Source organism: Providencia sp. wls1922, assembly GCF_009706505.1.
GTDB classification, from domain to species: Bacteria; Pseudomonadota; Gammaproteobacteria; order Enterobacterales; family Enterobacteriaceae; genus Providencia; species Providencia lanzhouensis.
Genome location: NZ_WLUG01000037.1, coordinates 1 through 13,781, shown reverse-complemented (window position 1 = coordinate 13,781; position 13,781 = coordinate 1). Strand labels below are relative to the sequence as shown.

13 protein-coding genes are annotated in these 13,781 nt (G+C 42.4%); 2 read left to right on the top strand and 11 right to left on the bottom strand.

Going from position 1 to position 13,781, the window contains the following annotated elements; all coding sequences use genetic code 11:
- Nucleotide 1 precedes the first annotated feature (1 nt).
- Nucleotides 2-253: an exodeoxyribonuclease VII small subunit gene (gene xseB, locus GKR71_RS02340; protein ID WP_036953869.1), complete on the bottom strand. Its 252-nt coding sequence runs from the start codon at nt 251-253 to the stop codon at nt 2-4.
- 223 nt (nt 254-476) lie between these two features.
- Between xseB and thiI the strand changes: the two genes are divergently transcribed.
- Nucleotides 477-1,928 carry a tRNA uracil 4-sulfurtransferase ThiI gene (thiI, locus tag GKR71_RS02335; protein ID WP_154600158.1) on the top strand — a complete coding sequence of 484 codons (1,452 nt, stop codon included), beginning with the start codon at nt 477-479 and terminating at the stop codon, nt 1,926-1,928.
- Between the two features lie 54 nt (nt 1,929-1,982).
- Here the strand turns inward: thiI and yajL are convergent, their stop codons facing one another.
- Together yajL and panE are read right to left on the bottom strand one after the other, a co-directional pair.
- A complete protein-coding gene (gene yajL / locus GKR71_RS02330; RefSeq protein ID WP_132496187.1) occupies nt 1,983-2,576 on the bottom strand; it encodes a protein deglycase YajL in 594 nt (197 codons plus the stop codon).
- Complete coding sequence (gene panE / locus GKR71_RS02325) at nt 2,539-3,450, bottom strand: 2-dehydropantoate 2-reductase (protein WP_036953879.1); 912 nt, start codon at nt 3,448-3,450, stop codon at nt 2,539-2,541. The genes yajL and panE overlap by 38 nt, the downstream gene beginning before the upstream one ends.
- Nucleotides 3,451-3,624: 174 nt before the next feature.
- Here panE and GKR71_RS02320 point away from each other — a divergent pair, with 174 nt between their 5' ends.
- On the top strand, nt 3,625-4,116 hold the full coding sequence (locus GKR71_RS02320; RefSeq protein WP_036953882.1) for a YajQ family cyclic di-GMP-binding protein: 492 nt from the start codon (nt 3,625-3,627) through the stop codon (nt 4,114-4,116).
- Nucleotides 4,117-4,192: 76 nt separating this feature from the next.
- Here GKR71_RS02320 and GKR71_RS02315 read toward each other — a convergent pair whose 3' ends face one another.
- From GKR71_RS02315 to ampG, 8 genes are all read right to left on the bottom strand, one after another.
- Nucleotides 4,193-5,554, bottom strand: coding sequence for an MFS transporter (locus GKR71_RS02315; protein ID WP_036953884.1), 1,362 nt, complete (start codon nt 5,552-5,554; stop codon nt 4,193-4,195).
- A 350-nt stretch (nt 5,555-5,904) separates the two neighbouring features.
- A complete protein-coding gene (gene cyoE, locus GKR71_RS02310) occupies nt 5,905-6,792 on the bottom strand; it encodes a heme o synthase (protein ID WP_036953887.1) in 888 nt (295 codons plus the stop codon).
- A gap of 12 nt (nt 6,793-6,804) precedes the next feature.
- Entirely contained in the window at nt 6,805-7,137 is a 333-nt protein-coding gene (locus GKR71_RS02305; RefSeq protein WP_006657209.1) for a cytochrome o ubiquinol oxidase subunit IV, read from the bottom strand.
- Nucleotides 7,138-7,752: a cytochrome o ubiquinol oxidase subunit III gene (locus GKR71_RS02300; RefSeq protein ID WP_036953890.1), complete on the bottom strand. Its 615-nt coding sequence runs from the start codon at nt 7,750-7,752 to the stop codon at nt 7,138-7,140.
- Complete coding sequence (gene cyoB, locus GKR71_RS02295; RefSeq protein ID WP_036953892.1) at nt 7,742-9,733, bottom strand: cytochrome o ubiquinol oxidase subunit I; 1,992 nt, start codon at nt 9,731-9,733, stop codon at nt 7,742-7,744. The genes GKR71_RS02300 and cyoB overlap by 11 nt, the downstream gene beginning before the upstream one ends.
- Before the next feature lie 4 nt (nt 9,734-9,737).
- Entirely contained in the window at nt 9,738-10,730 is a 993-nt protein-coding gene (cyoA, locus tag GKR71_RS02290; protein WP_036953895.1) for a cytochrome o ubiquinol oxidase subunit II, read from the bottom strand.
- 426 nt (nt 10,731-11,156) lie between these two features.
- Nucleotides 11,157-11,930 (bottom strand): nucleoside-specific channel-forming Tsx family protein, encoded by a 774-nt coding sequence (locus GKR71_RS02285; protein WP_036953898.1) that lies wholly within the window; start codon nt 11,928-11,930, stop codon nt 11,157-11,159.
- Between the two features lie 277 nt (nt 11,931-12,207).
- Nucleotides 12,208-13,734 carry a muropeptide MFS transporter AmpG gene (ampG, locus tag GKR71_RS02280; protein ID WP_036953900.1) on the bottom strand — a complete coding sequence of 509 codons (1,527 nt, stop codon included), beginning with the start codon at nt 13,732-13,734 and terminating at the stop codon, nt 12,208-12,210.
- Between the last annotated feature and the right edge of the window lie 47 nt (nt 13,735-13,781).

Here is a 13,781-nt window from a genome sequence, read left to right as displayed (position 1 = left end):
TTTATTCTGTATCAGGTGAGAAATCGTCGAGGGCTTTATTTTCGTCATCGCTCAGCAAAATTTGTACACGTTGTTCTGCTTGCTGGAGGACTTTTTGACCTTGCTTAGCAATTTGGACGCCTCGCTCAAATTCGTTTAAGGCATCTTCCAAAGGCAGCTCTCCTGATTCTAGGCGAGCGACAATTTGCTCAAGCTCTTGAAGGGAGTTTTCAAAACTAACAGTGGGAACTTGCTGAGATTTTTCTTTAGCCATAATCGTTAATCACTAATGTTAAATCACTTAAAAGTGGGGGGAACTTTAATTATTGTGCAGACTAACTTAGTCTCGCAATGGTTACAATTTATTATTGGTGTTTTTAGATTCAGTACGCAAGATAGTGCTATAATACGCCTCTTTATTGACAACTGGTAAAGTGCACGACAGTCACTTTTTCGCAACGTCCGTTTGCCCCACTAACCAAGAACATGCCACGACTATGAAGTTTATTATTAAGTTATTCCCAGAAATCACTATCAAAAGCCAAACAGTTAGACTCCGTTTTATTAAAATTCTAACCAGTAATATCCGCAATGTATTGAAGAGTCTTGGCGAAGAGATCTCGGTTGTCCGTAATTGGGATAACATTGAAGTGCGTGTTAAAGGGGAATCAAAGCACGACGAAATTTGTGACATGCTGAGCCGTATTCCTGGTATCCACCACATCTTAGAAGTTGAAGAGAAGCCTTTTACCAGTTTACACCATATTTTTGAAATGACACTGGAAGCCTACGGGGCATCGGTGGAGAACAAAACGTTCTGTGTGCGTGTGAAGCGCCGTGGTAAACACGAATTTTCATCCATTGATGCAGAGCGTTATATCGGCGGCGGCTTAAATCAGCATATTGCCTCTGCAAAAGTGAAACTGAAAGATCCTGATACCACCGTACATCTGGAAATTGAAGATGATAATTTGATTCTCGTGAAAGCGCGTATCGAAGGGATCGGCGGTTTCCCAATTGGTACACAAGAAGATGTACTGTCACTGATTTCAGGTGGTTTTGACTCCGGGGTTTCCAGCTATATGTTAATGCGCCGTGGTTGCCGAGTGCATTACTGCTTCTTTAATCTCGGCGGTGCTGCCCATGAAATTGGCGTAAAGCAAATTGCTCACTATTTATGGAACCGCTTTGGCAGCTCCCATAAAGTGCGTTTTATTGCCGTTAACTTTGAACCTGTTGTGGCTGAGATTTTAGAGAAAGTCGATGACGGTCAAATGGGTGTCGTATTAAAACGTATGATGGTACGTGCGGCTTCTAAAGTGGCTGAGCGCTATGGCGTTCAAGCTATCGTAACGGGTGAAGCACTGGGACAGGTTTCTAGCCAAACGCTAACTAACTTACGTTTAATTGATAATGCGTCAGATACCTTAGTGTTACGTCCGCTGATCTCTCACGATAAAGAACACATTATCAAGTTAGCTCGTCAAATTGGTACGGAAGATTTCGCGAAAACCATGCCGGAATATTGCGGTGTGATTTCGAAAAGCCCAACCGTGAAAGCGGTGAAAGCACGTATTGAAGCGGAAGAAGAGAACTTTGATTTTGGTATCTTAGAGTCTGTCGTTGAGCAGGCACAAAACATTGATATTCGCGAGATTGCGCAAGAAAGTCTTGAGAAAGTACCTGAAGTTGAGATGGTTAGCCAACTTTCGGCAGATAATGAAGTTATCTTAGATATTCGCTCAATCGATGAGTTTGAAGATAAACCATTGAAGGTCGAAGGAATTGAAATTAAACATATTCCATTCTATAAGCTTGGTACGCAGTTCGGTGATTTACCTAAAGAGAAAACGTACCTGCTGTATTGCGACCGTGGCGTGATGAGCCGTCTGCAAGCGTTGTACTTGAAAGAGCAAGGCTTTGAGAATATTAAGGTTTATCGCCCGTAAGTTGTCAGGTGATATTGAACAAAAAAGCGAGCTGATTAGCTCGCTTTTTTGTTTCTAATCTTCCAGATAATCATTAATGCCCGGTGGCAAAACGAGTTGTGAGGCGACATTGGCAGCGGTTTCTCGCCCTTGCAATAATTCAATCAATTTCAGTGCAAAGTCAAAGGCTGTCGCAGGGCCTTGGCTAGTCAGTAAATTTACTCGCTCATCAAAATAGACGCGTTTATCGACCCATTTATGGGCTGGAATTTTATCCCGCATGCTTGGAAAACCAGTCATGTTTCCGAGAGGAAATAGCTGGTGGTATTCCAAAACTAATGCAGGGGCGGCACAAATGGCTGCCACAATTTTTCCATCTAAATGCATGCGCCTGACTTTCTCAACCACCAGTGGGCTATCACGAAAAGCTTCTGCACCGGCTAGACCACCGGGTAACACGATGGCGTCAAAAGGTTCGTCCGCAACGCGGATGATGGGCAGGTCAGCAACGAGTTTAATACCTCGAGATGCGGTTATCTCTAACGCTCCGTCTTCCGTCACACTGGCTAATGTCACCTGTATTCCGGCACGAACCAGTAAATCGGCAGTAGTGACTGTTTCAATTTCTTCACTACCATTGGCGATGCATATCAGCACGGAGGTTGTCATAACTTTGTTCTCTATTTTTAATTAAGTGGTACAAACGGTCATTCTCAGGGGTAGCTAAGCCATGAGCTCGGGCTTTTTTGATTAAGAAGCCCGTGATGTAATCAATTTCAGTTCTGCGATGATGACGCACATCTTGCAGCATGGATGAATAGTTTTCTGAGGTTTGATGAATAATGTCATAGACGCGCTCAGTCATCTCTTCTTTATCTGTATGCAATCCCTCGGCAACCATCACTTGGCAGCATTCATCTATGACCCGAACAATCTGTTCTGGATAGTGAATGATTTGCCCATTGGTACAATTGTGTTCCGTGGAAAGCGGGTTTATCACGCAATTAACCACCAGTTTTCGCCAAATAGTATTAAGGATTTGATTATGCCATGCCACATCCGGTAGGGCTTCATGCAAAATATTGGCGATAGGGTAATAAGCTTCTGCTTGAGAGTTGACGGCGCCGATATGAGTGATGCCGCTAGCAATATGAAAAACTTGGTTGTTATCTTGCCATGCCGCATGAGTTGTTACCCCACTCAAAAATGGATGGCGTAATGTGCCTAACTCTTCCAATGTGCCTAATCCGTTATGCAGTAGGAGAATAGGGCTAGTTTCAGGAATAATGGGCAGCAGGGGCAATAAGGCATCCGAAACTTGCCATGCTTTCAAACAGACGATCACTAATTCGCTTGTGTGTAGATGCTGATGATTATTGCAAGGAATTAATTCGCGGAAAATTTTATCGTCAGGTCCATTAACATCAACAAATAAGTCGGATTGAGCAACTCGCAGCCATCCTTGAACATCGTGTCCTTGTGAGGAGAGGGCGGCTAACCAAAGTTTACCAATAGCACCACAGCCAATCAGGGTTATTTTCATCGATTTTCCCTACTATCTGAGAGCGGTTGATTTGGATTAATAACCGCCATCATAGCGATTTTAATAGGATATCCAAATAATTAGTTGTGTTATACAAGTGAGCCAATCTGACAACATGGAGTGTCATGGGCAAATAAGCTATTATAAGCCAATTGATTATAGGAGAGCGTTAAAATGCCATCATTTGATATTGTATCTGAAGTTGAAATGAGTGAAGTCCGCAATGCGGTAGAAAATGCTCAGCGCGAACTTACTAGCCGTTGGGATTTTAAAAACATCACTGCAAGCTTTGAACTGAACGATAAAAATGAGTCTATCAAAGTGACCAGTGAATCCGATTTCCAAGTTTTACAACTGCTTGATATTTTAAGAGAGAAAATGGCAAAACGGGGAATTGATGGCGCAGTGCTGAATGTCCCTGAAGATATTGTACATAGTGGTAAAACTTACAGCGTGGAAGTGACTTTAAAACAAGGCATTGAAGCGAGTATGGCGAAGAAAGTTGTTAAGCTGATTAAAGACAGCAAGTTGAAAGTGCAGGCGCAAATTCAAGGTGAACAAGTGCGTGTAACGGGCAAAGCGCGAGATGATTTGCAAGCTGTTATGGCGTTAGTCCGTGGCGGCAATTTAGGTCAACCATTCCAGTTCAATAACTTCCGCGACTAATTGATAAGCGTGTTTTAGTTATTGAAAATAGCCCGCGATATTGCGGGCTATTTGTTATTTATAAGATTACATATGATTAAGCATGAACAATGGCTTCAAGCTCTGCTCGGTTAACCACTTTTTTATCAATCTTGATATAAATACTCATCTCTTCAGCAATCACAACCACATCAAGCACACCGTTCATGGCTTTTAACTGTTCCTGAAGCTTACTGATATTTTTAAAACGATGCGGGAGAACCATGCGAATACTGCTGACGTAAGGCGGTTGTTTCATGGTTAAGCTGATAACGAACCAGATAACGCAAAGTAGTAATCCGCCGATAAATACGGTACTGGCCCCTTCAAATTTATACAACCAACCGCCCAGAATTCCGCCTAAGGCTACTCCTAGAAATTGGCTGGTGGAGTAGACGCCCATGGCTGTGCCTTTGTATCCGGCAGGCGCTTCTTTACTGATCAGGGACGGCAAAATGGCTTCCATCACGTTAAATGCAATAAAGAACAGTTGGATCCCTAAGAAGATAATCCAAAGTTGGCGACCTGATTGCCATAAAACAATTTCCGCAGCCGCTAAGAGCAAAATGCAGAACAGAAAAACCTGCTTCATCTTGCGCTGTTTTTCCGCGTAAATAATAAAAGGAAGTACGCAAACAAAGGCGACTAACATGGTGACTAAATACGCTTTCCAGTGATCTTTTGCCAAGTAACCGGCATCGGCCATGATCAAGGGGAGGGCGACAAAGCTGGACATTAACAGTGTATGTAGGCTTAAAATCCCAACATTCAGCTTGAGAAGTTGAGAGTTAAGTAAAACGGCTTTTAAATTGCTTTTAACAAAAGCAGATTCACGGTTTACAACATGGTGAGTATTGTTAGGTACCACAAAGATAGTAACGAAAATAGCGCCGACGGCTAATAAAGTGATTCCCCAAAATAAACCGCTTAAACCAACGGCATGGGTTACAATCGGTCCTAAAACTAAGGCAATAGCAAACGTTACGCCAAAGCTTATACCTAAAAATGCCATCGCTTTTGTACGATTTTGCTCACGGGTCAAATCCGATAACAAGGCCATAACGGCAGCAGAGATAGCGCCAGCTCCCTGTAAAGCTCGACCAATAATAATGCCCCAAATAGAATCGCTTAATGCGGCAATGACGCTGCCCATAATAAATATCAGCAACCCAAAAATAATCAGTGGTTTGCGACCAATACGGTCAGACATTAAACCAAAAGGAATTTGAAAAACAGCTTGGCTAAGCCCATAAATACCAATCGCCAAACCAATCAAAAACTCGTTAGCGCCCTGTAAATGCATCCCATAGCTGGTGAGGATCGGGAGCACCATAAACATGCCAAGCATGCGAAGGGAGAATACGGATCCTAGTCCCCAAGTTGCTCGGAGTTCTAAAGCTGTCATTTTATTATCGTTCATAAATACTCGTCATATTTCGGGTTGTAGCTGTGTTGGCAGCGCTCACTAACTCAGGTCACATACTGGTGTATGCTCCCTGAGATTAGTTTCACTTGCCACCTTGCTACAACACGAACTATTTTGAGTATTCAATTTCTATTCTTTTTATTTCGGGCTGTAGCGGTGCTGGTATTAATTTAATTTAAATCAATGAGTTAAGTTAGTTTGCTATATGACAATATTGGTTTATTAATAGCAGGCGGCTATTTAACCATAAAAATCATCACAAAAATATTCGCAGACAAAGAAAAACGGCGGGAAGTTTGCACTCCCCGCCGTTTGAACACATTTATTGTCAATGATGCAATAAATTATCGGACTAACGCTATAACAGTATCGCTTGTAACGGTTGGGTCAACTGACATCATCACACTTAGCGAAGTAATCGCAACGATGGAGAAGATGAACAGTTTACGCGCCCAAACTCGGTCGTCATTTTCGGTTTTGAAACCAGAAATTGCCATACCAAGCCACCATAAGCTAACCGCAGCGCCGACAACCAGATATTTATAGCCCGCGTATCCGCTAATCGCTAACATTAATGTTGCGACCATAAACGCAAGGATATACAAGAATATATGAGTCTTAGCGACAGATATGCCCTTGATCACCGGTAACACCGGAATGTTTGCGGCTTTGTAATCCTTAAAGCGGAAAATTGCGATGGCATATGAGTGCGGCATCTGCCACAAGCTGAATATTAACAGCAGGATTAAGGCTCCAGCGTCAAATTCATTTGTGACAGCGCAGTAGCCGATAACCGGTGGTGCTGCGCCAGATAGGCTGCCAATCAACGTGCCATAAACTGACTTACGCTTCATGTACAGGCTATACACGCCCACGTACACAATGAAACCAATGAGTGCAAGTAGCATTGCCAGTGCATTGGCTGCTACGAGTAGCAGCACCATACCAGCAATACCTAATGCAGCAGCGTAAATCAGGCTAACTTTCGGGTCAATCAGCCCTTTAACTAAAGGGCGATTCTTAGTTCTTTCCATGATACGGTCAATATCACGGTCGATGTAGTTGTTAAATACACAACCAGAAGCCACGACCAATGATACACCCAGCAAAGTCGCAATAAACAGCGGGTAGTCAATTGACCCTTTAGAGGCCAGCAGAAAACCGCCGATCACAGAAATCAAATTTCCGAATATAATTCCTGGTTTGGTCACTTGCAGGTATTGCTTAAACATATCGGCAACTCTTTAGTCGAGCATCATATTGATGTTCAGGTTGTACATAATCCACAGAGAGCCAATAACAACGATACCGATGATTAGCATAGTGAACAGGAATGCAATCAGGTTCCAGCGCTCATCTGATGATGTATTCATGTGTAAGAAACAAACAAGGTGTACAAGGATTTGCACAACAGCCATTCCAACAACAGTTGCTAGAATAACGCCTTGTGAAGCTGTTCCATTCATCACCATCCAGAAAGGAATTACAGTCAGGATAACTGACAGAATAAAGCCAATCAGGTATGTCTTAACGCTACCGTGGCTTGCTCCAGTATGAGCATCTTTTGCATGACTCATTTAAATAGCCCCCAGAAGATAAACAACGGTAAATACACAGATCCAAACAACATCTAAGAAGTGCCAGAACAGGCTCAGGCAGTTCAGACGGGTTTTGTTAACCGCAGTCAGACCACGACGACAGTTTTGGATAATCATCAGAATGATCCAAACCAGACCACAAGTTACGTGGATACCGTGAGTCGCAACTAATGCGAAGAAAGCAGATAAGAAGCCACTGCGATCTGGGCCGTAGCCTTCAGCGATCAGTTCGTGGAACTCATAAACTTCCATAACAACGAAGCCAAGACCAAATAAGAAAGTAATGAACAGCCATAAGTTAACGGCAGCCACTTTCTCTTTGTGCATTGCAATCATTGCAAAACCGTAGGTGATACTACTGAATAACAGTAAGAATGTTTCACCTAATACGAACTGCAAACTAAAGATGTCTTTACCAGCAGGACCGCCAGCAGTGCCATCAGATAAAACCACGTAAGTTGCAAACAAGCTAGCAAACAGGATCAGGTCACTCATTAAGTAGATCCAGAATCCGAATACTTTTGTTGCACCCGCATCGTGGTGCCCATGCTCTGCATGGGCTACATTATGATTAGTCATTGTATTAGTTGACATCGTTCACACCTGCCTTACGTAATTCTTCAAAGTGCTTATTCTCGATTTGTTCGATTTCAGCCACAGGTACGTAGTAATCAACATCTTCGTCGAAGCTTTTTGCAATCCAAGTAACAATCATGCCACCGAAACCAACGATTGCCAGCCACCAGATGTGCCAGATCATTGCGAAACCAAAAATTAAGCTAAATGCAGCGATGATAACGCCAGCGCCTGTATTTTTCGGCATATGAATTTCTTCATATGAAGTAGGTTTCTTATGAGCGATACCTTTCTCTTTCATATCCCACCAAGCATCGCGAGTTTGAATCTGTGGTTCAACAGCGAAGTTGTAGAATGGTGCCGGAGAAGAAGTTGCCCACTCCAGAGTACGTCCACCCCATGGGTCACCGGTTAAATCACGGTTTTCATGACGGTCACGGATACTCACGATAATTTGGATAACTTGGCAAGCAATACCCAGAGCAATCAGACCAGCACCACACGCAGCTGCAACCAGCATACCGTGATAGGTTGGATCAATATTTTGGCTCAGACGACGGGTCATGCCCATAAAGCCAAGGATATATAACGGCATGAATGCTAAGAAGAAACCAGTGATCCAGAACCAGAAGGCACGAACACCCCATTTCTCATTCAGCGTGAAGCCGTAAGCTTTCGGGAACCAGTAAGTCATACCAGCGAAGCATCCGAATACTACACCACCGATAATAACGTTATGGAAGTGAGCAATCAGGAACAGGCTGTTGTGCAGAACGAAGTTCGCACCTGGAACCGCTAAGAGAACACCAGTCATACCACCCACAGAGAAGGTGATGATAAAACCGATAGTCCATAACATTGGTGATTTGAACTCGATACGACCTTGGTACATGGTGAACAGCCAGTTGAAAATCTTAACCCCTGTAGGGATTGCGATAATCATTGTAGCGATACCAAAGAAGGCGTTAACGTTCGCACCTGATCCCATCGTAAAGAAGTGGTGTAACCAAACGATGAAGGACATAACGGTGATAACGATGGTTGCCCACACTAATGAGGTATAACCAAACAAACGCTTTTTCGAGAAGGTTGCTGCAATTTCTGAGAACACACCGAACACTGGCAGAACAAGGATATACACCTCAGGGTGACCCCATGCCCAAATCAGGTTGATGTACATCATCATGTTGCCGCCCATATCGTTAGTGAAGAAATGGGTGCCCAGATAACGGTCTAATGTCAGTAACGTGATGGTCACTGTCAGAATTGGGAATGCTGCAATAATCAGGATGTTAGTACAGAATGCTGCCCAGCTAAATACTGGCATTTTCATCATCGACATACCCGGTGCACGCATGCGGATAATGGTCGCGAAGAAGTTAACACCTGTTAATAGCGTACCAATACCGGATATCTGGAGACTCCATATCCAATAATCGACCCCGACCCCCGGGTTGTACTCCAAGCCGGACAGAGGAGGGTATGCTAACCAACCAGTTTGTGCGAATTCACCTACCCCTAATGAGATGTTGATTAATACAACACCTACTACGAAGAACCAGAAGCTCAGTGAGTTAAGGAATGGGAATGCAACGTCACGGGCACCAATTTGCAGAGGAACAACTAAGTTCATCAGACCAACAACAAATGGAGTTGCCATGAAGAAAATCATGATAACGCCGTGCGCTGTAAAGATCTGATCATAGTGGTGAGGGTTTAAGAAACCTTCTTGACCCGCTGAAGCCAGCACTTGCTGACCACGCATCATGATAGCATCCGCGAATCCACGGAATAACATCACCATCGCAACGATGATGTACATAATACCAATTTTTTTATGGTCAACAGACGTTAACCACTCTTTCCACAGCCATTTCCATTTTCCGAAATAGGTGATTGCACCAACTAAGCCAAGTCCACCGAGGACAATGGCAATCAGTGTAATAACGATAATCGGTTCATGAAGTGGAACTGCGTCCAGTGTTAATTTTCCAAACATGCCCTTATTCCTCAGCGCCTGCATGAGCGTTATGGCTCATATGCATTGAATGACCTGTAGATTCTTGCGCTTGAGCAGTGTTGCCCATGTGCATAGAATGATTTGCTTCATTATTCGCATCTACAGGAGCGTGACCTTTATGGTGCTCATGACCAAACTTCATAATGATGTCTTCATAAAGTTTAGGTTTCACGCTAGAGAAGTAGGTAACAGGAACGTTCATGCTAGGTTTAGCAACTTCGTCGAATGCCTGCATCGTATCCATAGTTTTTGGTGATGCTTTTACTTTCTGTACCCACTCATCGAAGCCTTGGCGATCTGCTGTAGCAATAGCATTAAACTTCATATCTGAGAATCCGTGACCGCTATAGCTTGCTGAGAAGCCTTTATAGGTACCTGGTTCGTTAGCGATTAAGTGAAGTTTTGTCTGCATACCCGCCATCGCGTAGATCTGTCCACCTAAAGATGGGATGAAGAATGAGTTCATCACAGAATCAGACGTGATTTTGAAGTTTACAGGAACACCAGTAGGGAATGCGATTTCATTGACTGTAGCAATGCCTTGATCTGGATAGATAAAGATCCATTTCCAGTCAGCTGAAATAACTTGAATGGTAACAGGTTCCTGATCACTAACTAATGGCTGATACGGGTCCAGCTCATGAGTCGTTTTCCAAGTGATAGCACCTAGAATAATGATAATAATGATAGGAACTGTCCAGCAGACTAACTCAATTTTGTTAGAGTGAGCCCAGTTAGGACGGTAGGTAGCTGACTTATTGGATTCACGATATTTTACAGCGAAGATAATCGCCATAAAAATAACAGGAATCACAACAAGGAGCATCAAACCAATTGCAATAAGAATCAGTTCTTTTTGTTTTACGCCAACGGCGCCTTTCGGATCCATCAACACCATATCACAACCGCCTAATAATAAGGCTGCTGCAACAAGTGAGATTGCTCCAATGCTTTTTTTGTAGTTCATAAGTCTCATCCACGACCCCAAATGACAAGAATCTAATTGTCGTTTCATCAGTGCGGGCATTTTACGGTAAGGTTGTGCGAGTGTAAATGATTGTAAGGTAAAGAAACGGAATTGTTAGCTCTTTATGTTAATATGATCACATGTAAAGCTTTTGCTTCTAAAAAGTTAAAATTGCTGCTAATTATAGGTATGTTTTGATAAAACAGTATGAATACTAAATTATCTTGGTAATTTTTCAAAGAAAAATATATACAAAATTGACAAAAAAATGTGAAAACTGCTTGGGTTGTTAAGATATTCCGTAGGGGAAATTACTGATTATATTGCCGATAAAGTGAAATTGGCTACTTTACCGGCAAAATAATAAAGAAAAATTGTTACATTTTTGAAACTAAAGGAAATATGTTAAAAATATAAACAATATTTCCTTAGTCACTAGAAGTTATACTTTAATGTATAAATGATTGCATCTTGGTAGAAATCATCACCTAACTTATTGTCAGCATAACGATATTGAATACCAGCAGCTAAATTTGGTGTGGCGTTCCACCAGAAAGCTAATGCGCCGTTCACGCCATCACGCCCACCGTTGCCATAACGCTCATGACGTGCAAATTCCATTTCATGCCAGTTAGTGATCATGAAATCTTCTTGGAACATTTTGAAGTTATAACCAGCAACCCAACCAACTACATAGCCGTTATTACCGGAATAATAGGTTTGGTCAACATAGTGCAAAGCCACGAAAGGTTTGAACCACAGATCACCAATCGAGGTGTTATAACCGATACCATAAAGTGTGTTGACTTCGTGGAAGTTGCCGCCGTGTTTGTCACCCGGTAAAGACCAAGTACCATAAACGTGGCCGTATAAGTTGAACCCAGTATCTGCGATATAGACGCGAGCTGTTGTTTTCAGCGTATAACGCTGGTTTTTGCCTGGATCTTCATGCTGTTTATTAAATGGGTTTTCAACGTCAAAGAAACCATATAATTCACCCCAATTGAAATTAGCGCCACCTTCTAATTCGAAGTAAGCGAAATCTTCCTTATGGGTTGTATTTTTAGATTTATTTTCTGTATGACGGGACCAGTCGAGATAGTTCACGTTGATATCTGCGAAACCATTCTGATACCCAAGAAAATTTTCAGCATTTGCGGTCCCTGCCAATGATGCTAGAGCAGCAGCACAGAGTAGTGTTTTTTTCATAAGACATTATTTTCGTTTATGTATTAATAAAAATTAGTTGTTACGCAAATTTTTAGCTTGTCAACTAACCATCCTCAAACATGTGAGATATTAAGCTTTCAATTTGTAATTAAAAAATCCCTTTCAGAAAATGAGTGATTCAAATCACGTTTTTATCGATCTTTAAGCGATATTTGCAAGAGAGATCTAATTTGCGAAAAAAGGAGAGATTCCCCAAATTAATTAGTTTAACTTGGGGAAGTCGTGAGCTGAATAGAATGGGAATCAATCAAAAACATCAGAATGATTTATGTTTTATGGCTTTGCGGACAGCGAGGAAGTCGAGGGTTCCACCAACAATAAGGCTGATAGCACCAATGGCTATACCAATGTTAAATATGAGATTCTGATAAGTTGGGAGCGCTAACCACAGGGATATATGGGTAGTAAACAAGTAAACTTTCACCCCTGCAAATGATGTGATTAGTAAACTAATTAACCAAACCGTCAGTATACATGCTGCTGCCATTAGCGCATAAACCGCGATTTTATATTCTCGAGGAAAAAACTCTCTACGTTGAAATTCTCCCGTATCTTGGGTGTATAACAACGAAGTTCGGCAAGCGAGTAGCAATAAAACCCCCGGTACTGCAACGCCGATGGAAATTAAGTAGAACATGGGCCAGCCATAGGTGCTGACAAAAATACTTGCGACGGGGCCGATATAGACACGGCCTACAGCGGATAATGCTGAAAGCAAGGCGAATTGAGTGGCTGATAAAGACTTATTACATAATGTCATTAATAAGGCGACAAATGCCGCAGTTCCCATTCCTGAAAAGATATTTTCGAGGAATATAATAGATCCCATGCTGATAATATTTGGCGGTGTTACTGCGAGGAACCAGTAGCCGATATTCGAACCACCTTGAAGTACACCGAAGACGAATAATGCTCTAAATAGGCTCATATTCTTCATCAGATAACCCCCAAATAGGGCTCCGATGATTGTCGCCGCCATACCAACGGTTTTATTTACTGTACCTACTTCGCTTAAACTAAAGCCAAGGGCATTGAGTAAAAAGTTAGTATTTAGCGCCATAACGAAAGCGTCTCCCATCTTATAAAAGATAAGAAGCAGTAAAATCAGCCATGCATTATTGCGGCTAAAAAATTCGGCAAGTGGCTCATAAATAGCATCTTTTAACGAAGTTGGTGGAGCGGTATTTTCTTGAGGTTCTTTCGCAAAAAGTGTTGCGAAGATCCCAATAAACATTAGCCCTGCCATGAATAAATAAAGTTGCTGCCAAGTGAGGAATTTATCAGCAAGCCAAAGTGCTAATCCCCCAGAAACCAACATACTGATGCGATAGCCCATGACCGATGTTGCTGCACCAATACCTCGCTCTTCTGCACTTAATAAATCTGTTTTATAGGCATCAAAGACAATATCTTGGGATGCGGAACAGAAGGCTACAGTGACCGCTAGCGCAGCTAACCACCAAAGGTGCTCCGACGGATTCATAAAACTCATGCCTGCAATGCTAATAACAAGCAAAATTTGCGTTGTTAATAGCCACCCTCTACGTCGCCCTAAAAATGGGGGGGTATAGCGATCCATCATGGGGGACCATAGAAATTTTAAAACGTAGGCCTGACCGACGAGAGAAAAGAAACCGATGGTTTTAATGTCAATTTTTTCAACGGTTAACCAAGCTTGTAATGTTCCAGCGGTTAATGCCAAGGGCAACCCTGAGACAAATCCCAGTAAAATTAAGGTCACATTATTGGGCAGTGTAAATCTGGGTAGTGTAAAACGTGGCATTATTCCCTCATCGCCTGATGCTGGTGTATTACGTTGCGCGAAGAATG

Coding starts and splice junctions, on each gene's coding strand:
- xseB (WP_036953869.1), bottom strand. CDS start 253: ATGGCTAAAGAAAAATCTCAGCAAGTTCCCACTGTTAGTTTTGAAAAC.
- yajL (WP_132496187.1), bottom strand. CDS start 2,576: ATGACAACCTCCGTGCTGATATGCATCGCCAATGGTAGTGAAGAAATT.
- cyoE (WP_036953887.1), bottom strand. CDS start 6,792: ATGTTTAAGCAATACCTGCAAGTGACCAAACCAGGAATTATATTCGGA.
- ampG (WP_036953900.1), bottom strand. CDS start 13,734: ATGCCACGTTTTACACTACCCAGATTTACACTGCCCAATAATGTGACC.
- thiI (WP_154600158.1), top strand. CDS start 477: ATGAAGTTTATTATTAAGTTATTCCCAGAAATCACTATCAAAAGCCAA.
- GKR71_RS02285 (WP_036953898.1), bottom strand. CDS start 11,930: ATGAAAAAAACACTACTCTGTGCTGCTGCTCTAGCATCATTGGCAGGG.
- GKR71_RS02320 (WP_036953882.1), top strand. CDS start 3,625: ATGCCATCATTTGATATTGTATCTGAAGTTGAAATGAGTGAAGTCCGC.
- GKR71_RS02315 (WP_036953884.1), bottom strand. CDS start 5,554: ATGAACGATAATAAAATGACAGCTTTAGAACTCCGAGCAACTTGGGGA.
- GKR71_RS02300 (WP_036953890.1), bottom strand. CDS start 7,752: ATGTCAACTAATACAATGACTAATCATAATGTAGCCCATGCAGAGCAT.
- GKR71_RS02305 (WP_006657209.1), bottom strand. CDS start 7,137: ATGAGTCATGCAAAAGATGCTCATACTGGAGCAAGCCACGGTAGCGTT.
- cyoA (WP_036953895.1), bottom strand. CDS start 10,730: ATGAGACTTATGAACTACAAAAAAAGCATTGGAGCAATCTCACTTGTT.
- panE (WP_036953879.1), bottom strand. CDS start 3,450: ATGAAAATAACCCTGATTGGCTGTGGTGCTATTGGTAAACTTTGGTTA.
- cyoB (WP_036953892.1), bottom strand. CDS start 9,733: ATGTTTGGAAAATTAACACTGGACGCAGTTCCACTTCATGAACCGATT.